Origin of the sequence: Legionella maceachernii (assembly GCF_900167045.1) — a bacterium.
Classification (GTDB): domain Bacteria; phylum Pseudomonadota; class Gammaproteobacteria; order Legionellales; family Legionellaceae; genus Tatlockia; species Tatlockia maceachernii.
In genome coordinates this window covers 120,322-141,311 of the sequence record NZ_FUXJ01000010.1, presented here as the reverse complement: position 1 = coordinate 141,311, position 20,990 = coordinate 120,322, and the positions used below count along the sequence as shown (strand labels likewise).

The following is a 20,990-nucleotide window of genomic DNA, read 5'->3' as shown; positions in this document are numbered from 1 at the left end:
AATAGAGGTAGTTGTCATGGTTGAACAAAATCAGGTCTGTTACCGAACATTCCACCTAGAGAATCCCTGGACGCTTAAAGCCTATGAGAGCATAGGCGGATACAGTGCATGGCGCCGAATTCTGCAAGAACAAACACCCCCTCAAAAAATCATTGAGGAAGTAAAAACGTCAGCCTTACGCGGACGCGGCGGTGCCGGTTTTCCCACTGGTCTTAAGTGGAGTTTTATGAATCGGAATTCACCGGTACAAAAATACGTGGTTTGCAATTCAGACGAAGGTGAACCAGGAACGTGCAAAGATCGGGAAATCCTAAGCCGTAATCCACACCAATTAATTGAAGGGATGGCAATCGCGGGCTATGCAATGGGTGCAACCGTCGGCTATAACTACATTCGTGGCGAATTTTGGCTCCCCTTTGAGCGAATGGAATCTGCATTAAAAGAAGCCTATGCAGCCGGTTTACTAGGGAAAAACATCTTAGGCAGTGGTTTTGATTTTGAGCTTTATAATCATTTGGGCGCAGGTGCTTATATTTGTGGCGAAGAAACAGCCCTACTGAATTCGCTAGAAGGTAAAAAAGGGCAACCGCGATTTAAGCCCCCCTTTCCCGCCAATTATGGGTTATACGGTAAGCCAACTACCATCAATAACACAGAAACTTTCGCTTCTGTTCCGGTCATTATGGAAAAAGGCGGAGAGTGGTTTTTAACTTTAGGCAAACCTAATAATGGTGGCACTAAATGCTTTAGCGTGAGTGGTCATGTGAATAACCCAGGAAATTTTGAAATACCACTCGGTACACCTTTCAAGACGCTTTTAGAGTTAGCCGGTGGCGTTCGTAATGGCAGAAAAATCAAAGCCGTCATTCCTGGAGGATCTTCAATGAAGGTACTACCGGGTGATGTCATGATGAATCTTGATATGGACTATGACAGCATTCAAAAGGCAGGTTCAGGCCTAGGTTCCGGTGCGGTGATTGTTATGGATGAAACCACCTGCATGGTTGATGCCTTGTACCGAATCTCAGAGTTTTATATGGAAGAATCGTGCGGTCAGTGCACCCCATGTCGAGAAGGAACCGGCTGGATGGTTCGTTTATTACATCGCATAAAGGAAGGACATGGCGAGCCTGGTGACATAGAAAAACTCGCGAATATAGCGGATAAAATTGAGGGTCGTACTATTTGTGCTTTAGGGGAAGCGGCTGCATGGCCTGTGCAAAGTTTTGTGAAGCATTTTTATCATGAATTTGAATATTTTATTAAGCACAAACGCTCGGTTGTCGCAGCATAATTTGAGAAGGTTAAACAATGGCTACCATTGAAATCGACGGTAAAACATTTGAAGTAGAAAACGGCAAGATGATCATCGAGGTCGCTGACGAGGCAGGAATTTATATTCCACGCTTCTGCTACCACAAAAAATTATCGGTCGCCGCAAATTGCCGGATGTGTCTGGTTGAGGTTGAGAATAGCCGTAAGCCTGTTCCTGCCTGTGCAACACCCATTACCGATGGCATGAAAGTACATACTAAATCGGAGGAAGCAGTTCGATCACAACAAGCAGTGATGGAATTTCTCCTCATCAACCACCCTTTGGATTGCCCTATTTGTGATCAGGGAGGTGAATGTGAGCTACAAGATATTTCCATGGGATTTGGACATGATGCTTCTGAGTATAAGGAATCAAAACGCGCTGTAGCCAATGATGATCTAGGTTCATTGATTGCAACCGAAATGACTCGGTGCATTCACTGCACGCGTTGTGTTCGCTTTGGCGAAGAAATTGCTGGCTTGCGTGAACTAGGTGCTACTGGTCGTGGTGAAAGCATGCAAATTGGCACCTACGTGCAGCACAGTATCACTTCAGAAGTTTCGGGAAATATTATTGACCTCTGTCCAGTAGGGGCCCTCACCTCCAAACCGTTTCAGTTTACAGCAAGAGCGTGGGAACTGACTCAACACGATAGTTTGGCGCCGCACGATTGCTTGGGCTCAAATGTTTATCTTCATGTTCGACGAAATGAATTGATGCGAGTAGTGCCAAGAGAAAATGAAGAAATCAATGAAACCTGGCTCTCCGATAGGGATCGATTTAGCTATTTGGGATTAAATAGCGAAGCGCGCGCAAGCCAACCACGAATCAAGAAAAATGGCCAGTGGGAAACAGTTGATTGGCAAACCGCGCTCAAATTTACCGCTGAAGGAATAAGTCGTATCATTAAACAGCATGGACCAGAGCAATTTGCTGCGTTTGCCTCACCTTCGTCGACGCTTGAAGAGCTCTATTTGCTGCAAAAATTAATGCGCGAATTGGGCGTGAATAACCTCGATCATCGTATTCAGCAAACTGATTTCCGCGATCAGGATCATCTACCCACGATGCCTACTAGCTCATTGAAATACAGCGAATTAGAAAATCAGCAAGCGATCCTTCTTTTTGGGTGTAACATAGACAGAGAAGTTCCTCTCGCAGGGATTCGCGCACGCAAGGCGTTTCGAAATGGAGCAAAGCTGTTTGCCATTAATCCGGTTGATTACGAATACCGCTTTGATGTCACAGAGAAAATCATTGTTTCTCCACAAGAAATGGCTATGCAGCTAGCGAAGCTTCTTCTTGCCATGACAGAGAATGTGGCAGAATTGCCTGAGGAAATACAAAAATTGTTGTTAGGCCTTCAGCCTGATGAGGCCACTCGAACTATTGCGCAAGCGCTAAAACAACCGAATGCCGCAATCATTACAGGCGCTCTTTGTGACAATCACCCCGATGCATCTTTATTGCGCACTTTAATTCATGTTATGGAAGAGAATAATAATATTAAGGTGCTTAGATTGACGACTGGTGCAAATAGTGCCGGAGCATGCTTAGCTGGTATGCTACCCCATCGTACAGCGGCGGCAAAATCATCCGAGTCCATCGGAATGGACGTGCAAAGTGCACTGAACGCTAAATTAAAAGGTTATGTACTCCTCGGTGTAGAGCCTGGCTTTGATTTTGCAAACCCTTATCGGGCGAGACAATCCATGTTGGGTGCTGAATTCGTGGTAATGCTGAGCGCATTCGAAAATGAGTCCATGCACGACTATGCGGATGTTATTTTGCCCATGGCGCCGTATGCAGAAACCTCAGGAACTTACCTCAATGTGGACAGAGTATGGCAATCGGTCAAGGGCGCGCAACGACCTCATGGTGAATCGCGTCCGGCGTGGAAAATTCTAAGGGTTCTTGGAAACTTACTCCATTGCAAAGGATTTGATTATTCTTCATCTGAAGAAGTGCGCGAGGAAGTTAAATCGCTAGCATTGATAACCCCCGAAGTTAAATACCAACCTTATTTCTCGGAATCACTACCGCCCAGTAACCAACATTTGGTCCGGGTAGGTGAATGGCCGCTTTACCGTTGCGATCAGATCGTACGACATGCCCACGCATTACAAACTTGTGCAGCAACAGAAATTGCGTGTATAAGAATACACCCAAGCACGGCTAATCGATTGAAATTAGATGAAGTTGCTACTGTATCTCAAGGTGATATTGAGATAACATTGCCGCTAAAACGAGATGAGCGCATGGCACCGGATGTAGTGTGGGTGGCCAATGCAATGCCAGAAACCGCAGACTTAGGGCATTCCTTCGCTGCAATAACCATTAAGCGCTAGACAGGTAACGATATGCTACAAGACATTGGCATTTTGCTGTGGATAATAATAAAGATTTTAGTGATTGTGATTCCACTTCTCATTGGAGTTGCTTACCTGATTTATGCCGAGCGGAAAGTGATTGGTTATATTCAGGTGCGCATAGGCCCTAACCGTGTAGGGTTCAAGGGATTACTACAGCCATTTGCTGATTTATTTAAGCTCATTACGAAAGAACTCATTATCCCGACCAAGTCGAACAGGTATCTTTTTATTGTTGCACCGTTATTTGCTCTTGCACCTGCTTTAGCGGGTTGGGCTGTAATCCCGTTCTCGCAAGGGATCGTTCTGGCCAATATTAATGCCGGGGTACTCTACCTATTTGCGATGAGTTCTTTAGGGGTATACGGTGTACTAATTGCTGGCTGGGCATCGAATTCAAAATATGCCATGTTTGGCTCACTAAGAAGTGCGGCGCAAACAGTCTCTTATGAAATCGCAATGGGTTTTTCTATTGTAGGGGTTCTTCTTGCTGCAGGCAGTATGAATTTAACTGACATTGTTATGTCACAACACGGTGGTATTTGGCATTGGTGGTTTATTCCTCTGTTACCTCTTTTTATGACGTTCTGGATTGCGGGGATTGCTGAGACAAACCGAGCTCCTTTCGATTTAGCTGAGGGAGAGTCTGAGATTGTTGCGGGTTTCCATGTGGAGTATTCAGGAATAGGGTTCGCTCTATTTTTCCTCTCTGAGTATGCCAGTATGATTTTAATTTCCACTATCATGGCGCTCTTATTTCTTGGTGGATGGTTATCACCCTTCGAAGGGATCCCCGTTCTCCAAGATATTTTCTTCCCTGTCCCAGGATTTATATGGTTACTAGTAAAAATCTCATTTTTCCTCTTTGTGTACTTATGGATTCGGGCAACTTTCCCGCGTTATCGCTATGATCAATTAATGCGATTAGGGTGGAAAGTGTTAATTCCATTGACTATTGTGTGGGTCGTTGTGACCGCATTGATGGTCATGACACAGCTTAAACCGTGGTTTTAACCAGTTAACTGAGCAGGCTAATGAAAAGAGCATATCGATACATCAAACATTATCTTCGCAGCTTTCTGCTTCTGGAATTACTATCCGGTTTGAAAGTGACAGGATTGTATTTCTTTAAGAAAAAAGTAACTGTGCAATTTCCAGAAGAGCAGACGCCTTTATCACCGCGATTTCGTGGACTATTGGCACTACGCCGCTATCCCAATGGTGAAGAGCGATGTATAGCTTGTAAACTGTGTGAAGCCGTGTGTCCCGCACTCGCAATCACTATCGAATCAGAACCGCGAGAAGACGGCTCACGACGGACTACACGTTACGATATTGACATGTTTAAATGCATCAACTGTGGTTTATGCGAAGAATCATGTCCAGTTGATTCGATCGTTGTTACACCGATCCACCATTACCATATTAGCGAACGCGGTCAAAATATCATGACCAAAGAAAAATTGCTTGCAGTGGGTGATTTAATGGAAAAAAGATTAGCTGCAGACAGAGAAGCTGATAAGAAATGGCGCTAACGGGGTTAGAAAATGCATGATTTATTAACACAAATTGTTTTTTATGGTTTCGCAGGACTAGCAATTCTGTCAGCACTGATGGTAATTACGCAAAAAAACCCTGTACGCTGTGTGCTTTTTCTAGTAGTCACCTTTTTCGCAAGCGCTGTAATTTGGATTATGGCCGAAGCAGAGTTTTTAGCAATCATTCTCGTGCTGGTTTATGTAGGGGCAGTGATGACCTTATTCTTGTTTGTGGTCATGATGCTTAATATTGATACTGAGTCAGTGAAATCCAATTTTCTAAGATATCTTCCTTTTGCGCTTATTTTGGTCGCTTTGCTTGTTGGCTTGCTGATGATAGCCGTACCCGAAGGTAGTTTTTCCACAAGCGTCGAGAAAAGTAATGCTACGGAAATTTATCAAGAAGCCACTAACAGCGAGAATTATTTGGTTCCGGTAAACCCTCCCTCTAATACCGAAAAAATAGGGTTGGTGCTTTACACCGATTACGTGCTTCCATTTGAAATTGCAGCTGCGCTTCTTTTGGTTGCAATAATCTCTGCGGTAACATTAGCGCATCGCGGAGGAGTTCGCTCTAAGCGGCAGGATATTGTAAAGCAAATCATGACAGATCCTAAAGATAGAGTAAAACTTGTCAAAATGAAGCCAGAGAAATAACACTAGGAATAGAAATGATACCGGTAAACCACTATTTGATATTGGCAGCAATTTTATTTGGCCTAGGTCTTGTAGGCATCATGTTAAATCGTAAAAACGTCATATTGCTGCTGGTGTGCATTGAATTGATGCTATTAGCAGTCAATACAAATTTCATCGCTTTTTCCCACTATTACGGTGGTGTCGCAGGTCAAGTGTTCGTCTTCTTTATATTAACAGTCGCAGCTGCAGAAGCAGCCATAGGGTTGGCCATAGTGGTGTTGCTATACCGTAACAGGGGCAATATCGATGTCGATATGATGAATCATTTAAAAGGTTAAAAACGTGAGCATTCAACAACTCTGTCTAATAATTGTCTTAGCGCCTCTGATTGGGTCGGTGATTGCCGGTTTCTTTCGCAATCAAATAGGCCGTATTGGTGCTCATACGGTCACTATTGCTGGTGTAGGGATTTCCCTTATTCTATCTATTTATGTTTCGGCGGTCATTCTGAGTGGTGCCTCCCAACCCGTCAATGTCAACCTATACACTTGGGCAAATGGAGGTGATTTATTTCCCTATGCGTTTAACATAGGATTCCTCATTGATCCCCTGACAGCGATTATGATCGTTGTTGTTAACTTTGTCTCTTTTTTGGTTCACATTTATAGTATTGGTTACATGGCTGATGATGACGGTTATCAACGATTCTTTAGCTATATTTCCCTGTTTACCTTCATGATGCTTATGCTGGTTACGGCGAACAATTTCTTACAACTATTCTTCGGTTGGGAAGGGGTTGGATTGGTGTCGTATTTGCTCATTGGATTCTGGTATCAAAGGGAGTCGGCCATTCAAGGAAGCTTGAAAGCCTTTCTGGTTAACCGTGTAGGCGATTTTGGTTTCATCTTAGGGATAGGACTGGTTTTAAGTTACACTGGAAGCTTAGATTATGAAACAGTCTTTCGCAGCGCGGACAGTTTGGCTACCCAGACAATTGAATTGTTCAACGGTCATCCATGGTCAGTAGTCACGGTCACTTGCTTATTACTTTTCGTTGGCGCCATGGGTAAATCTGCACAGGTACCTCTACATGTTTGGTTACCCGAATCGATGGAAGGCCCTACGCCAATTTCCGCATTAATCCATGCTGCAACCATGGTTACCGCAGGTGTCTTTATGGTGGCCAGAATTTCACCCATGGTCGAATTGTCAACAGTAACGCTAAGCGTTATTTTAGTCATCGGCGCAACGGGGGCCTTGTTCACGGGAATTCTAGCCATTGTAATGAATGACATTAAACGAGTCGTTGCCTACTCAACTTTGTCACAGCTTGGCTATATGATGGTGGCAATGGGGGCCTCTGCGTTCAGTGCGGGCATTTTTCACTTACTCACCCATGCCTGTTTTAAGGCTTTATTATTCTTGGGTGCAGGTTCCGTTATTATTGGCATGCACCATGAGCAGGACATGCGCAAGATGGGAGGTCTATGGCGAAAGATGCCAATAACCTATGTCACTTTTGTCATTGGCTCCTTGGCACTTTGTGCAATACCCCCCTTCGCAGGTTTTTATTCGAAAGACACAATCATTGAAGCTGCCAAATTATCAGAAATTCCAGGTTCAGGGTATGCTTATTTTTGTGTGGCTATCGGCGCATTTGTAACAGCTGTATACACTTTTCGAGCGCTCTTTATGACCTTTCACGGCGAGCCACGCATGGATGAACACACTTCATCACACCTGCATGAATCACCCTGGGTAGTATGGCTGCCTCTGGTATTGTTGGCAATTCCTTCGGTAATCATTGGTTATATTCTCTATATGCCGATGCTTTTTAATACCACATCGTTGTTCGGAGATTCATTGTTTGTGCTCCCTCAGTATAATGTTTTAGCTGAAATTGCAAGAGAAGTGAGTTCGCCCATGGAATCTGCATTGCATGCATTCCTTACACCGGTCTTTTGGCTAGTTATTGCTGGAATTGTCGTGGCTTGGATTTGTTACATCGCAATGCCCACGTTACCCACTAAGTTATCAGAAAAATTTTCATGGATTTACCGCACCCTGGTGAATAAGTATTGGTTCGATGCATTTAATGAGAATGTTATCGTTCGTGGCACTAAAGCATTGGGCGGATTTTTTTACCAGACTGGGGATCAAAGACTTATCGATGGCATGATTGTTAATGGAGCTGGTCGTACAATTAGGTGGTTTGCACAAAAGGGACGAAACCTACAAAGTGGATACGTATACCATTATGCAACTTTTATGGTATTAGGTCTTTTTATTTTCCTATGCTGGTTGTTACTTGGCTGATTATAAGGTGAAGGTATGCATCATTTGCTCAATTTACTGATCTGGTTACCTATTATCGGGGGAGTATTCGTATTTCTTACCGGCGATGATAAGAATCCTAATGTATCCCGTTATTTATCGTTATTCACGGTAATTTTAACTTTAATCATGTGCGTTCCTTTGGTTTCTGGATTTGATATCAATACTTACAGTATGCAATACATCGACGAAATCTCGTGGATGCCCGCCTTAGGCATTAGCTATAGTTTAGGCATTGATGGTTTATCTCTACTCCTGATTGTTCTAAGCATTTTTACTAATCTTATTGTTATTCTTGCAACTTGGGAAAGCATTCAGACTCGAGTTGGGCAATACATGGCTGCTTTTCTCATTATGCAAGGCTTACTAGTCGGTGTATTTTCAGCAACGGATGCAATTGTATTTTACATTTTCTGGGAAGCAACCCTGATTCCCATGTATTTAATTATTGGTATCTGGGGCTCATCTAATCGCGTCTATGCTGCGATTAAATTTTTCCTTTATACTTTTTTGGGTTCAGTGCTTATGCTTGCTGCTTTCTTATATATGGGCTATCAGGCAGGAAGTTTCAAAATCGAAACTTTCTATGCACTTAAACTTAGCATGACGGCACAAACGCTGATATTAATCGGTTTTTTCTTTGGTTTTGCCGTAAAAATCCCGATGTTTCCTGTACACACCTGGTTACCGGACGCGCACACAGAGGCCCCGGCTGGCGGTTCGGTGGTGTTAGCAGCAATCCTATTGAAGCTAGGAGCTTATGGATTTATACGTTTTGCGCTACCTATTGTTCCTGATGCCTGCAACAAATATGCAATGGTGATGATAGCGTTATCACTTATCGCTGTTGTTTATATAGGGTTAGTGGCTATTATTCAAAAAGACATGAAGCGATTAATCGCTTATTCTTCTATTTCGCACATGGGGTTTGTGACATTAGGTTGCTTTGCAATTTTTAGCATAGCCCATCAATCGAGTTTAAATAATGCGGGCCTTATACTGGAAGGCGCTATTGTGATTATTATTTCTCACGCTTTTGTCTCCAGCGGACTCTTTGCTGGTGTCGGCTATATTTACGATCGAATGCACACGCGTCAAATTAAAGACTTTGGTGGTCTTGTTAACACGATGCCAATTTTTGCGACTTTTTTCATGCTTTTTGCAATGGCCAATGCAGGGTTGCCGGGCACTTCTGGATTTGTTGGTGAATTCATGGTGATTTTGGGTAGCATCAAAGCCAATTTTTGGATTGGCTTTTGGGCTGCAACGACATTAATCACGGGTGCTGCTTACACACTCTGGATGTATAAACGAGTCATTTTTGGCCCAGTTGCCAATGAAAAAGTGGCAAAATTAAAGGATCTATCGGGGTATGAAATAAGCGCCTTCGCATTATTGGCTTTAATGATTGTAGCATTAGGTGTTTATCCCAAACCTATGCTGGACTATGTGCATCAAACAGTAAGCCATACTCTAGCGCAGGCTGACAAATCAAAATTGTAAAATTAACTGCAGTCTACTAATGCAGGTTTTCACTTTAGTAGATTGTTTGCCACATAAGGTTAAACAAACATGATGACAGCATTACTTGAAAATGTGCACATTGCTTTACCCGAGATGATTATATTGGTTACGGCTTGCATTGCCTTATTGGCCGATCTGTTCTTTCGCAATCGGTTCCCATCGCTGACTTTGATATGCGCGTCGATTGGGTTAGCTCTAGCAGCCTTTGTCAGCGTATTGTTTATAGGGAGCTATAAAAGTATAACCTTAGGTGGTCAATTTATAAGTGATGATCTTGCTCACCTGATGAAAATCTTTATCTACATTTCAGTTTTTCTGAGCTTTTTCTATTCAAAATATTACATTACCGAGCGACAAATGCCGTCTGGTGATTATTATGTACTGGGCTTGTTTTCTACGTTGGGTATGATGATTTTGGTTTCAGCTCATTCTTTGTTAACAATCTATTTAGGTTTAGAACTGTTGTCACTTCCTCTTTACGCAATGACCGCTATTCGTCGTACTAACAGTGATGCATCGGAGGCCGCTCTAAAATATTTTGTTATGGGAGCAATCGCTTCAGGCATGTTGTTGTATGGAATGTCTTTAATTTATGGGGCGACAGGTAAATTGGAGCTTACGGATATTGCTAACGTGATTGCTAGCAATTGGGCACAACAACAAAGCCCACTATTATCATTCGCCCTTGTATTTATTATCGCAGGCGTTGGCTTTAAATTAGCTTCCGTTCCTTTCCATATGTGGGCACCCGATGTTTATCAAGGCGCTCCAACTTCAGTGACCCTATTTGTTAGTGCTGCTCCCAAAATTGCTGCTGTTGGTATGGCCATGCGATTATTAATTTTGGGATTAGGATTGCCAGGATTAGCGGCACAGTGGCAGCAATTACTACTTGTTATGGCCTTATTATCGACAGGATTGGGTAACTTGTTTGCGGTTGTACAAAATAATATAAAGCGACTTTTAGCGTATTCAGCAATTTCTCACATGGGTTTTGCTTTATTTGGAATTTTATCCGCCAGTGCTGAAGGTTATGCATCAGCCTTATATTATATTTTGATCTATTCCCTGATGACTGCTGCTGCTTTTGGTTTAATCATATTGATGTCTAACAAAGGATTAGAGATTGAGAATGTGGATGATTTGAAAGGCTTGAACAAACGAAATCCATGGCTTGCTTTCATGATGTTAATTGTCATGTTTTCGATGGCAGGTATTCCTCCAACAGTAGGTTTCTTTGTTAAGTTGCTTGTCTTAAAAGCGTTAGTTGATGTTGGTCTGACTTGGGTTGCCGTGCTTGGTCTTTGCTTCGCAGTGATTGGAGCATACTATTATTTGCGGATCGTCAAGGTTATGTATTTTGATGACGCTGTGGATAATACGCCTGTTAAGCTCTCTAGGCCGATGAATATGGTTTTTTCCATAAATTGTCTTGCCTTACTCTACCTTGGTATATTCCCCTCCGGATTAATTACTGCTTGTATGAATGCCTTTTCTGGTTGATGGGTTTTTCGTCCAGAATAAGATTTATGCGGTAATATTGAGGAAAATGCGGCTACCAATTTAGTTCTGCTTAATAGTTACAAGAGGCGACGGCTATTCTTCACAACCTCTGAGTTTACTCGTGCTCCAGGATTTGCATGGACACAGAGATAATTTCTGCTCAATACAGTTCGCAGGATAGGCCGCAAAGGTTCACAGTTTGATAAAAAACCTAATGCCCCACAAAAAACTTGATAAATTAAAGAAGGGTGAGTATACTTGCCTTCAACTGATGCGGGGTGGAGCAGCCTGGTAGCTCGTCGGGCTCATAACCCGAAGGTCGTAGGTTCAAATCCTGCCCCCGCTACCAAGTTTTTTGAAAACCCCATTATTGGGGTTTTTTATTATGTTTAATTCGGTAGTTTGGGTACTACCAAGCTTTGCCCAAGGCAAAAGCAAGAGATAAACAAGTTCTTTTTTGCATACTGATTTTCTGCGGTTTTCGGGTATTCGAGCGGAGGGTTTCCGAGCGCTGGTGGAGTCCGCGGATGTCGAGGTGAAGTTCAAAAAAGAAAATTTGTAAATTTTGCCTTGTAAAAGCTTCTAGGTTCATCAGATGACTCGTTAAGATAATCATTTCGAAATGGTGCCTGAATCTAACCTAGGCCTTAGGAGCCGCATTGGGCAGAAGAATCGTTTCTTAATAAAATAATGAAATAGCCTTCTAGGATGTGTGGTTAGAAAACACGGGCAGTGAGCAGCTTATGATACGAAATGAAATTGAAGTGATGCTAAGGCCGTTGATCGCTGATCTTGGATACGAGCTATGGGGATGCGAATACGTACCACAAAAAAAGCATTCGCTGCTGCGTATATACATTGATAAGGAAGACGGAATTACCATTGACGATTGCGAACGAGTAAGTAAACAAATAAGTGCCTTCTTGGATGTAGAAGATCCCATTTCAGGGAATTACAGTTTAGAGGTTTCTTCTCCTGGTATACCTCGCCCTTTATTTTATAAAGACCAATATAGGCGATATTTGGGACAGAACATTCAGGTTAAACTATTCAAGCCAGTCAATGGCAGTCGTAAATTAACGGGCACCATTGTAAATGTAGATGAAGATGTATTGATGCTAAAAGTGGGGGAAGAGCCGCTGGAAATACCCTTCCCCCACATAGTAAAAGCAAACTTGATAAGTGAGTGAGAGACGAATAATGAGCAAAGAATTGTTATTAGTTGCTGAGGCATTATCAAACGAAAAAGGTGTGTCTAAGGAAGTTGTTTTGCAAGCAATCCAATCGGCCCTTGAATCTGCTACTCGCAAGCTCACTGATAAAGATATTGGTGTTAGAGTTAAGCTTAATCCACGGACCGGGGAGTATGAAACCTTTAGGTATTGGGATGTAGTAGCCGAAGAAGAACTGAAGTACCCAGAAAGGGAACTGACTTTGGAACAAGCGAGAGAGCGTGTTCCAACAATAGAGATTGGTGGGCGAATTGAAGAACCAATGCCCTCTATCGAATTTGGCAGAATTGCAGCGCAAACAGCTCGCCAAGTCATTATGCAGAAGGTTCGTGAAGCGGAAAGACAACAAATTGTTGATCAATTCAGGAATAAACTAGGCCAGCTTGTCTATGGTACGGTTAAAAAAGTAACTCGTGATAATATTATCATTGATCTAGGTGGGAAGGCAGAAGCGTTTATGCCGCGTAATGAGATGTTGCCCAACGAGATGTTTAGACCGAACGATAGAGTTCGTGCTTATTTGTACGAAATTACGCCACAAGCGCGCGGGCCTCAACTGTTTGTCAGCCGTATTCGTAATGAAATGCTTATTGAGCTATTTCGTATAGAAGTGCCAGAAATCGGGGAAAACGTGATTGATGTGAAAGCGGCTGCACGTGAACCTGGCAATCGTGCTAAAATTGCGGTTAAAACAAACGATGGGCGTATCGATCCAGTTGGGGCTTGTGTGGGAATGCGCGGCGCTCGAGTACAGGCAGTTTCTAGTGAGTTAGGTGGTGAGCGCGTTGATATAATTTTATGGGACGATAATCCTGCCCAGCTCGTGATTAATGCGATGGCGCCGGCTGAAATTTCATCCATTGTTGTTGATGAAGATAGCCATACGATGGATTTGGCGGTACAAAAGGACCAATTATCTCAGGCTATTGGCCGAAATGGGCAAAATGTAAGATTAGCAAGCCAGCTTACAGGGTGGACGCTAAACGTCATGACTGTTGAAGAATTCAACAGCAAAACCCAAGAAGAGTCTAATAAAATTGTTAAGTTATTCACCTCAGCTCTAGAAATTGATGAAGAAATTGCCAATCTTCTTGTTTCCCATGGGTTCTCTTCTTTAGAGGAAATTGCCTATGTTCCTAAAGAAGAACTGATGGCGATCGAAGAGTTTGACGAAGAAATTGTTGAAGAGTTAAGGAATCGAGCAAATGATACTCTGTTAACTCAAGCACTAACATCTGGCCAGGGGTTAGCTAGTCCTTCGGATTCACTTCTTACCATGGAAGGAATGACCGAGGAATTAGCCACTAGTTTGGCAGCTAAAGGAATTACGACGATGGAAGAGTTGGCTGAACATTCGGTCGATGAGTTACTTGATATCCGTGGTATGACAGAAAAGAAAGCCGGCGAATTAATCATGAAAGCTCGTGCACCTTGGTTTGAGTAGAAAAGTTAATTAAGATCATTGAGGCACCAAGCGGCTTTACTTTTCTTGCGCTGAAGTCAGCGTATGATTTATTTGAATTGAGCAATTCAATATTTCGAATTGCTGAAAGGGGGTTAAATTTATGGCGGATGTGACGGTTAAACAATTGGCGCAGGTCGTTGGTATCCCTGTTGAGCGCCTATTGACCCAGTTACAAGAAGCAGGATTATCGTTTACCAGTGATAATCAAACGGTCAATGAAGAGCAGAAGCGAATCCTGCTAACTCATTTAAAGAGTGGCTCTAATCGCGAATCACGCACAACTCCAGAGCGTATTACTCTTAAGCGTAAGAGCTTGACACAGGTTAAAATTGGCCACGACGTACACAGTGGGAAAACAGTTAATATTGAAGTTCGTAAAAAACGAACCTACGTTAAGCGCAGTGCTCTCATTGATCAACAATCGGAGCATGAAGGAGAACAAGAAGAAGAGCAGGTATTGCCCGTCGAATCTGCTGCTGCCAGTGTTGAAGCTGAAACGACTCAAGATGCAGCTCAAGAAACAAATGCTCCTGCAGAATCGGAACTTCAGACAGAAGAAAATGCGGTTGATTCATCCGCACAACCCGCTGAAGAACACGTTGAAACGAGCTCCACCGAGAGTCAAGAACCAGAAGTCATTCCCGAGCTCATGGATCTTGAACTTGCTGGGATAGAAGAGCCAGTTGTTCATGCACCTGTAGAAAAGATAGAAAAAAGCCCACGGAAGAAACATTTGGAAAAGACTGATGTTGATTCAGAGATGGACTATCGAAAAGGAAAGAAGAAAACCAAGTATCAAATGCCCGAGCGGGATGAAGATGAACAAGGTTTGCAAATTCGTCATAAGCGCAGCAAGGCTAAAAAGCGCAAAGTCAATGAGAAATCGGAAAAATACCGCGAAGCGGAAGAGGCACTGACCCATGGTTTTGCGATGCCAACAGCGCCTGTGGTTAGAGATGTACTCATACCAGAAACAGTCACTGTTGCTGAATTAGCTAAGCGTATGTCAGTTAAAGCTGCTGAGGTCATTAAAGTGATGATGGGACTTGGTGCGATGGCGACCATCAACCAGGTCATCGATCAAGATACGGCAATCATCGTGGTTGAAGAAATGGGGCATAGACCACGGCCAATAAAAGAAGATGCAATTGAAGAAAACTTAGGCGACGCTTTAAGTAAAGGCAGTCATGTGGAATCACGTGCCCCCGTGGTGACCATTATGGGACATGTCGACCACGGTAAAACCTCTTTGCTTGACTACATTAGAACAACTAAGGTTGCAGCAGGTGAGGCAGGTGGAATTACGCAGCATATCGGCGCGTATCACGTTGTTACACCGAAAGGAAAAATTACCTTCCTGGACACTCCGGGTCACGCTGCTTTCACTGCAATGCGCGCACGGGGTGCTCAAGTAACGGATATTGTTATTTTGATTGTGGCAGCTGATGATGGTGTTAAGCCACAAACGATCGAGGCAGTTCAACATGCGAAAGCGGCTAACGTACCCATTATTGTCGCTATTAACAAAATGGATAAGCCGGATGCGGATCCTGACCGCGTTATGAATGAATTGTCTGGTTACGAAGTCATTCCAGAAGCATGGGGTGGTGACACAATGTTTGTCCAAATTTCAGCAAAATCAGGAACAGGCATTGATGAGTTGCTTGATGCGGTGTTGCTGCAGGCTGAGGTATTGGAATTAAAGGCTAATACGGATGGTGCTGCCAAAGGAGTGGTCATTGAATCGCGTCTTGATAAAGGTCGCGGACCGGTAGCGACGATCCTGGTCCAAAGCGGTACCCTTTACAAAGGCGACATTTTACTCGCTGGATTGCAATATGGACGTGTTCGTGCATTAGTCAGTGATAGCGGTATGCATGTCGATGTTGCGGGCCCCTCTATTCCAGTTGAGGTGCTGGGCCTCTCTGCCATCCCGCATGCAGGCGATGAGGCGGTTGTCGTACCTGATGAAAAACGCGCACGTGAAGTGGCTTTATTTAGACAGGGGAAATACCGCGATGTGAAACTGGCTAGACGTCAAAAAACAACTTTAGAAGGTATTTTTGAGACCATGGCCACTGCAGAAGCGAAAGTACTCAACGTCATCTTGAAAGCTGATGTACAAGGTTCTGTTGAGGCTATTGCCGATGCATTAGTTAAGCTATCTACGGATGAGGTAAAGGTCGAAATTATTGCAAGTGGGGTTGGCGGAATTACGGAGTCAGACGTCCACTTAGCTATTGCTTCCAGCGCATTGTTAATTGGCTTTAACGTTCGTGCCGACAGTGGCGCTAAGCGCTTGGCGGAACAAGAAGGCGTATCTTTACATTATTACAGCGTCATTTATGACATTGTGGATCAAGTTAAAGGCGCTCTTACTGGCATGCTTGCACCACAATTTAAAGAAGAGATTGTAGGTATTGCTGAAGTTCGTGATGTTTTCCGTTCACCCAAATTGGGCGCAATAGCCGGGTGCATGGTTGTTGAAGGAACAGTGAAGCGAAATAACCCAATTCGTGTGCTTAGAAATAATGTTGTTATTTATGAAGGAACGCTTGAATCATTGCGACGTTTTAAAGATGATGTCATTGAGGTCCGTCAAGGTTTTGAATGCGGTATTGGCGTGAAGAACTATAATGATGTTAAGGCAGGCGATTTAATTGAAGTGTTTGAGACTATTGAAATTAAGCGGGATTTATGACCAACGATTTTAAGCGAATCGATCGCGTCGCAGAAATGATGCAACGCAAGCTATCGCAACTCATTCAGCAAGAAATCAAAGATCCGCGATTACCTGCTTTTGTGACGATTTCATCAGTAAAGGTAACTGCGGATTTAGGACATGCAAAAGTCTATTTTACTGTATTAAATGCAGATAAAGAGAAAACTGCGTCCATACTCAACTCAGCAGCAAGTTATTTGCGCACGGCTTTAGCGCGAAGCGTGAAACTACGTACGGTACCGCAGCTTCACTTTGTTTATGATGAATCGATAGAGTATGGTAGACGTCTAAGCCGATTAATTGATGATTTAAACCCCCCAGACAACGAAGATGATCAAAGTTGAGTGTAACCAAACAATTAATGGCATTATATTGGTAAATAAACCTCAAGGATTGTCATCTAATACGCTTCTGCAGCAAGTGAGACGCCTATTTAGAGCAAAAAAAGCAGGACACACTGGCAGTTTAGATCCGCTCGCGACAGGTATGTTGCCCATTTGTTTTGGTGAGGCAACCAAATTTTGCCAATACCTCCTCGACGCAGATAAGTGCTATGAAGCAACGGGTTTACTCGGTGTGAAAACCAACACTGGGGATGCCTTAGGTGAAGTGATTAAAACAATATCCGCTTTTGCATTAACCGAGTCTGATATGCTCGCCGCATTAAAGCAATTTACCGGAACAATTAAACAAACCCCTTCGATGTTTTCCGCTTTAAAGCATAAAGGGACTCCCCTATATAAATATGCAAGAGAAGGAATCACCCTTGAGCGTCCAGCGAGAGAAATCACTATTCATGCATTAGAGTTAATGGCTTTTAATGGAAAACAGTTTGACATTAAGGTTTCGTGTTCAAAGGGTACTTATATCCGTAACTTAGTTGAAGATATCGGCGACCTCCTTGGCGTTGGTGCTCATGTGACAAAGCTACATCGCTTAAGCACGGCCGGTTTTGACACGGAAATAATGTATACATTAGACGAGTTGCAACAAAAGAACGCAGATGAACTCATTGATTGTTTATTGCCAATGGAGCGAGCGGTCAATTATTTACCTCGTTTAAATTTGAGTGTCGAGGAAGTATCCACTTTGCGTCAAGGAAAGAGGTTAAATCGAGCAAACCAAGAGGAATTAAAGGGCTGTATTCGCCTTTATCATAATGACTGCTTTATTGGTTTAGGAGAGATAAGCGCAGGTAATTTAAGTGTGAAACGGTTACTTGCATTTTGATTTGTTTTGCCGTGCGCACGTAGCGAAGGCTTTTCTGAACCAGGACATGGCCAAGAGTCGGTAGGTGACCCGGCTTTTAGGAGGGCACGAATAACCATAAAATATTGCACAAATTATCAACTAACACTTGTGTCTATCCATTTGCCTTGGTAGAATGCTCCCCTTTAAAAGACACACATAGCTTATCTCCAGGAGTGAATATGTCGCTAACTAGCGTACAAAAAGCAGAAATCATTAATGAATACAAGCGAGCTGAGAATGATACAGGTTCACCCGAAGTACAAGTCTCATTAATGACAGGCCGCATCAAGTATTTAACTGAACATTTTAAAGACAATAAAAAAGATTTTCATTCGCGACGAGGCTTGCAAAAACTGGTAAACAAGCGCCGCAAGCTACTCAAGTATTTGAAAAAGAATGATCAAGAGCGTTATCAAACTCTGATCCAAAATCTGGGTTTGCGAGATTCTTATTGATACTCGAATAGGTACAGTAAGATTGACTGGCTCAATTTTCTAATTTGGTGAAAGGCGCAGCACTCTGCGCCTTTTTTTGTTTATTACTATTCTAAATACTGCGGTTTATCAACACGAGGATGCAGAAGCTGTAAGATTAGAGTTTTTTTGATAATTGTCTTATGCATTAAATTATCAAAAAAACTTTAAGATTCATCTTCAGCTCTCAATAGTAGATTGCACCGCAATTTAGAATCCATTTTAAAGAGGTGACTTACGTGGCTAAAATCACTAAAGAAATACGATTCGGCGAACATACTCTTGTGCTCGAAACAGGTGAAATTGCAAGACAAGCAGATGGTGCTGTTTTTGCAAGCATGGCTGGAACACAAGTTTTGGTGACGGTTGTTGCCAAAAAAGAGGGTGGTGAGGGCAATGATTTTTTCCCGCTGACTGTTAATTATCAAGAGAAGTCCTATGCGGCAGGTAAAATCCCTGGCGGATTCAACAAGCGAGAAGGGCGTCCAAGTGAACAAGAGACGTTAATCTCTCGCCTAATGGACAGACCTTTACGACCATTATTTCCAGATGGTTTTCATAATGAAGTACAAATCATTGCGACAGTCATGTCATTAAATCCAGAAGTGCAGTCTGATATTGTCGCTATGATTGGGGCTTCTGCGGCATTAGCGATTTCAGGCGTGCCTTTCCACGGACCGATTGGAGCTGTGCGTGTTGGTTACAAAGACGGCATTTATTTGTTAAACCCCAGCTTTAAATCAATGGCTGGTTCTGAGCTTGATCTAGTGGTTGCAGGTACTGAAGATGCAATTCTTATGGTTGAATCAGAAGCTCGGGAGTTAAGTGAAGAAATCATGCTCGGCGCTGTCTTATATGGCCATGAAATGATGAAAGGCGTAATTAAGGCTATAAAAGAACTGGCAGCGGAGGCTGGCAAAGCTTCCTGGGATTGGACGCCACCGCCAGCTGATACAGCATTAGCGACTCGTGTTGCAGAGTTGGCCACAGATCAGGTTACGCAAGCTTACCTGATAAAAGATAAACCTCAACGCTATCAACGACTCGCTGAAATTAGACAGCAAACGATTGATGCATTAATGAATGAGCGTGAAGAACTTAAGGAAGAGCAAATTGCTGATGTGCTAGGCTCATTGGAAAAAGCAATCGTTCGCAATCGTATTCTTGATGGAGAGCCACGTATTGATGGACGTGATCAAAAAACAGTACGTCCCATTGCTATCCGGACAAAATTTTTGGAAAGGGCTCATGGCTCGGTATTATTCACGCGTGGTGAAACGCAGGCTATCGTTGCAGCAACCTTAGGCAATGAGCGCGATGCACAAATTTTAGACGGCTTAATTGGGGAATCTAAAGATAGATTTATGTTGCATTATAACTTCCCTCCCTACTCTGTGGGAGAAATTGGTATGGTAGGAAGTCCAAAGCGGCGAGAGATAGGTCATGGTCGCTTGGCGAAACGTAGCCTAATGGCTGTTTTGCCTTCAGCAAGCGAGTTTCCTTATGTTCTTCGCGTAGTATCGGAAATTACCGAATCTAACGGTTCAAGTTCAATGGCGACCGTTTGCGGCACAAGCCTGGCGTTAATGGATGCAGGTGTTCCTTTAAAAGCACCCGTTGCGGGCGTGGCGATGGGTTTAATTAAGGAAAATGATCGCTTCGCCGTATTAACTGATATTCTTGGTGATGAAGATCATTTAGGGGATATGGATTTTAAAGTTGCGGGCACCGAAAAGGGCGTTACCGCTTTGCAAATGGATATCAAAATCAAAGGGATTACCAAGGAGATCATGGAGCAGGCCCTGGAGCAGGCTCTCGCAGGTCGAATCCATATTCTGGGCGTAATGAATAGTGCACTTTCCGAACATCGTGAAGAATTGTCCCAGCATGCCCCACGAATTGCTACCATGAAAGTCGCTGAAGACAAAATTCGTACGATTATTGGCAAAGGTGGCTCTACCATCAAAGGCTTAATTGAAAGCACGGGTGTTGCTATTGACATCGACGATAGTGGTGTTGTGCAATTGTTTTCTCCTGATGCTGAGGCTCTGGAAGAAGCACAGCGACAAATTAAAGCATTAATTGCAGAGATCGAAGTTGGGCAGACCTACAAAGGTAAAGTAAGCAAAATTGTTGATTTTGGCGCCTTTATAAATCTACTACCCGGTAAAGATGGTCTTTTGCACATCTCGCAAATTTGCTCTGATCGAGCGCAAAAAGTTGAGTCTGTGCTGCATGAAGGCCAAGAGATTGAAGTTTATGTTGCTGGTATCGATAAGCAAGGCCGAGTAAAACTGGAATGGAAAGATAAGCCTCAAGCACCTGCGGTAGAAACGCCTGCTGCGAAAGAGGAGGCAGAGGGTTCAACGTCTACGCGTTCCGATTCAGAGGATGTGCAAACGCAACCTACTTCGGAAGAGGAATAAGGAATAACCTTCTACTTAAAAATGGCGAGGTACTGTGGTTTGCCCACGGTACCTCAAGTCACCAAGAAGCTGTTTTTGATTCTATACTCTGAGTGGCTTAGTGGCATTGGATTGCCAATGAAGAGAAGGAAAAAAATCTTACCATTATCTCTCGCTGGGCTAGGCGTCATCTAGAGCGATTTGGGAACTAGCCCCCAGT

At 43.2% G+C, this 20,990-nt stretch carries 15 protein-coding genes, 1 tRNA gene and 2 pseudogenes; all 18 read left to right on the top strand.

What is annotated here, in order from left to right; genetic code table 11:
• The first annotated feature begins 16 nt into the window (after positions 1-16).
• Entirely contained in the window at positions 17-1,294 is a 1,278-nt protein-coding gene (nuoF, locus tag B5D33_RS10150; RefSeq protein WP_058451934.1) for an NADH-quinone oxidoreductase subunit NuoF, read from the top strand.
• Between the two features lie 17 nt (positions 1,295-1,311).
• The gene (gene nuoG, locus B5D33_RS10145; protein ID WP_058451933.1) at positions 1,312-3,663 is read left to right on the top strand and encodes an NADH-quinone oxidoreductase subunit NuoG; all 2,352 of its coding nucleotides are present in this window, start codon (positions 1,312-1,314) and stop codon (positions 3,661-3,663) included.
• A 12-nt stretch (positions 3,664-3,675) separates the two neighbouring features.
• Complete coding sequence (gene nuoH / locus B5D33_RS10140; RefSeq protein ID WP_058451932.1) at positions 3,676-4,698, top strand: NADH-quinone oxidoreductase subunit NuoH; 1,023 nt, start codon at positions 3,676-3,678, stop codon at positions 4,696-4,698.
• 20 nt (positions 4,699-4,718) lie between these two features.
• Positions 4,719-5,219: an NADH-quinone oxidoreductase subunit NuoI gene (gene nuoI, locus B5D33_RS10135; RefSeq protein ID WP_058451931.1), complete on the top strand. Its 501-nt coding sequence runs from the start codon at positions 4,719-4,721 to the stop codon at positions 5,217-5,219.
• A 12-nt stretch (positions 5,220-5,231) separates the two neighbouring features.
• Entirely contained in the window at positions 5,232-5,879 is a 648-nt protein-coding gene (locus B5D33_RS10130) for an NADH-quinone oxidoreductase subunit J (RefSeq protein WP_058451930.1), read from the top strand.
• Between the two features lie 14 nt (positions 5,880-5,893).
• Positions 5,894-6,199, top strand: coding sequence for an NADH-quinone oxidoreductase subunit NuoK (gene nuoK, locus B5D33_RS10125; RefSeq protein WP_058451929.1), 306 nt, complete (start codon positions 5,894-5,896; stop codon positions 6,197-6,199).
• Positions 6,200-6,203: 4 nt separating this feature from the next.
• The gene (gene nuoL / locus B5D33_RS10120) at positions 6,204-8,177 is read left to right on the top strand and encodes an NADH-quinone oxidoreductase subunit L (protein WP_058451928.1); all 1,974 of its coding nucleotides are present in this window, start codon (positions 6,204-6,206) and stop codon (positions 8,175-8,177) included.
• A 15-nt stretch (positions 8,178-8,192) separates the two neighbouring features.
• Positions 8,193-9,698 carry a complex I subunit 4 family protein gene (locus tag B5D33_RS10115; protein WP_058451927.1) on the top strand — a complete coding sequence of 502 codons (1,506 nt, stop codon included), beginning with the start codon at positions 8,193-8,195 and terminating at the stop codon, positions 9,696-9,698.
• Between the two features lie 72 nt (positions 9,699-9,770).
• Positions 9,771-11,222, top strand: a complete 1,452-nt coding sequence (nuoN, locus tag B5D33_RS10110; protein ID WP_058451964.1) for an NADH-quinone oxidoreductase subunit NuoN — start codon at positions 9,771-9,773, stop codon at positions 11,220-11,222.
• A 272-nt stretch (positions 11,223-11,494) separates the two neighbouring features.
• Positions 11,495-11,571: transfer RNA gene (locus B5D33_RS10105), tRNA-Met, on the top strand.
• Between the two features lie 394 nt (positions 11,572-11,965).
• Positions 11,966-12,412, top strand: coding sequence for a ribosome maturation factor RimP (gene rimP / locus B5D33_RS10095; RefSeq protein WP_058451925.1), 447 nt, complete (start codon positions 11,966-11,968; stop codon positions 12,410-12,412).
• Between the two features lie 10 nt (positions 12,413-12,422).
• A complete protein-coding gene (gene nusA, locus B5D33_RS10090; protein ID WP_058451924.1) occupies positions 12,423-13,898 on the top strand; it encodes a transcription termination factor NusA in 1,476 nt (491 codons plus the stop codon).
• 121 nt (positions 13,899-14,019) lie between these two features.
• A pseudogene (locus tag B5D33_RS17050) lies at positions 14,020-14,386 on the top strand (translation initiation factor IF-2 associated domain-containing protein); the annotation flags it as partial.
• A 236-nt stretch (positions 14,387-14,622) separates the two neighbouring features.
• Positions 14,623-16,620: pseudogene (gene infB / locus B5D33_RS10085) on the top strand (translation initiation factor IF-2); the annotation flags it as partial.
• Positions 16,617-16,985, top strand: a complete 369-nt coding sequence (gene rbfA, locus B5D33_RS10080; RefSeq protein WP_058451922.1) for a 30S ribosome-binding factor RbfA — start codon at positions 16,617-16,619, stop codon at positions 16,983-16,985. The pseudogene infB and the gene rbfA, both read left to right, overlap by 4 nt.
• A complete protein-coding gene (gene truB, locus B5D33_RS10075; protein WP_058451921.1) occupies positions 16,972-17,871 on the top strand; it encodes a tRNA pseudouridine(55) synthase TruB in 900 nt (299 codons plus the stop codon). The genes rbfA and truB overlap by 14 nt, the downstream gene beginning before the upstream one ends.
• Before the next feature lie 200 nt (positions 17,872-18,071).
• Complete coding sequence (gene rpsO / locus B5D33_RS10070) at positions 18,072-18,347, top strand: 30S ribosomal protein S15 (protein ID WP_058451920.1); 276 nt, start codon at positions 18,072-18,074, stop codon at positions 18,345-18,347.
• Between the two features lie 257 nt (positions 18,348-18,604).
• Positions 18,605-20,791, top strand: a complete 2,187-nt coding sequence (gene pnp / locus B5D33_RS10065; RefSeq protein ID WP_058451919.1) for a polyribonucleotide nucleotidyltransferase — start codon at positions 18,605-18,607, stop codon at positions 20,789-20,791.
• The last annotated feature ends 199 nt before the right edge of the window (positions 20,792-20,990 follow it).

Bases quoted from the DNA above. Each gene is read 5' to 3' on its own strand.
- nusA (WP_058451924.1), top strand. From the start codon at position 12,423: ATGAGCAAAGAATTGTTATTAGTTGCTGAGGCATTATCAAACGAAAAA.
- rbfA (WP_058451922.1), top strand. From the start codon at position 16,617: ATGACCAACGATTTTAAGCGAATCGATCGCGTCGCAGAAATGATGCAA.
- truB (WP_058451921.1), top strand. From the start codon at position 16,972: ATGATCAAAGTTGAGTGTAACCAAACAATTAATGGCATTATATTGGTA.
- B5D33_RS10115 (WP_058451927.1), top strand. From the start codon at position 8,193: ATGCATCATTTGCTCAATTTACTGATCTGGTTACCTATTATCGGGGGA.
- nuoN (WP_058451964.1), top strand. From the start codon at position 9,771: ATGACAGCATTACTTGAAAATGTGCACATTGCTTTACCCGAGATGATT.
- nuoG (WP_058451933.1), top strand. From the start codon at position 1,312: ATGGCTACCATTGAAATCGACGGTAAAACATTTGAAGTAGAAAACGGC.
- rimP (WP_058451925.1), top strand. From the start codon at position 11,966: ATGATACGAAATGAAATTGAAGTGATGCTAAGGCCGTTGATCGCTGAT.
- rpsO (WP_058451920.1), top strand. From the start codon at position 18,072: ATGTCGCTAACTAGCGTACAAAAAGCAGAAATCATTAATGAATACAAG.
- nuoK (WP_058451929.1), top strand. From the start codon at position 5,894: ATGATACCGGTAAACCACTATTTGATATTGGCAGCAATTTTATTTGGC.
- nuoI (WP_058451931.1), top strand. From the start codon at position 4,719: ATGAAAAGAGCATATCGATACATCAAACATTATCTTCGCAGCTTTCTG.
- nuoF (WP_058451934.1), top strand. From the start codon at position 17: ATGGTTGAACAAAATCAGGTCTGTTACCGAACATTCCACCTAGAGAAT.
- nuoH (WP_058451932.1), top strand. From the start codon at position 3,676: ATGCTACAAGACATTGGCATTTTGCTGTGGATAATAATAAAGATTTTA.
- B5D33_RS10130 (WP_058451930.1), top strand. From the start codon at position 5,232: ATGCATGATTTATTAACACAAATTGTTTTTTATGGTTTCGCAGGACTA.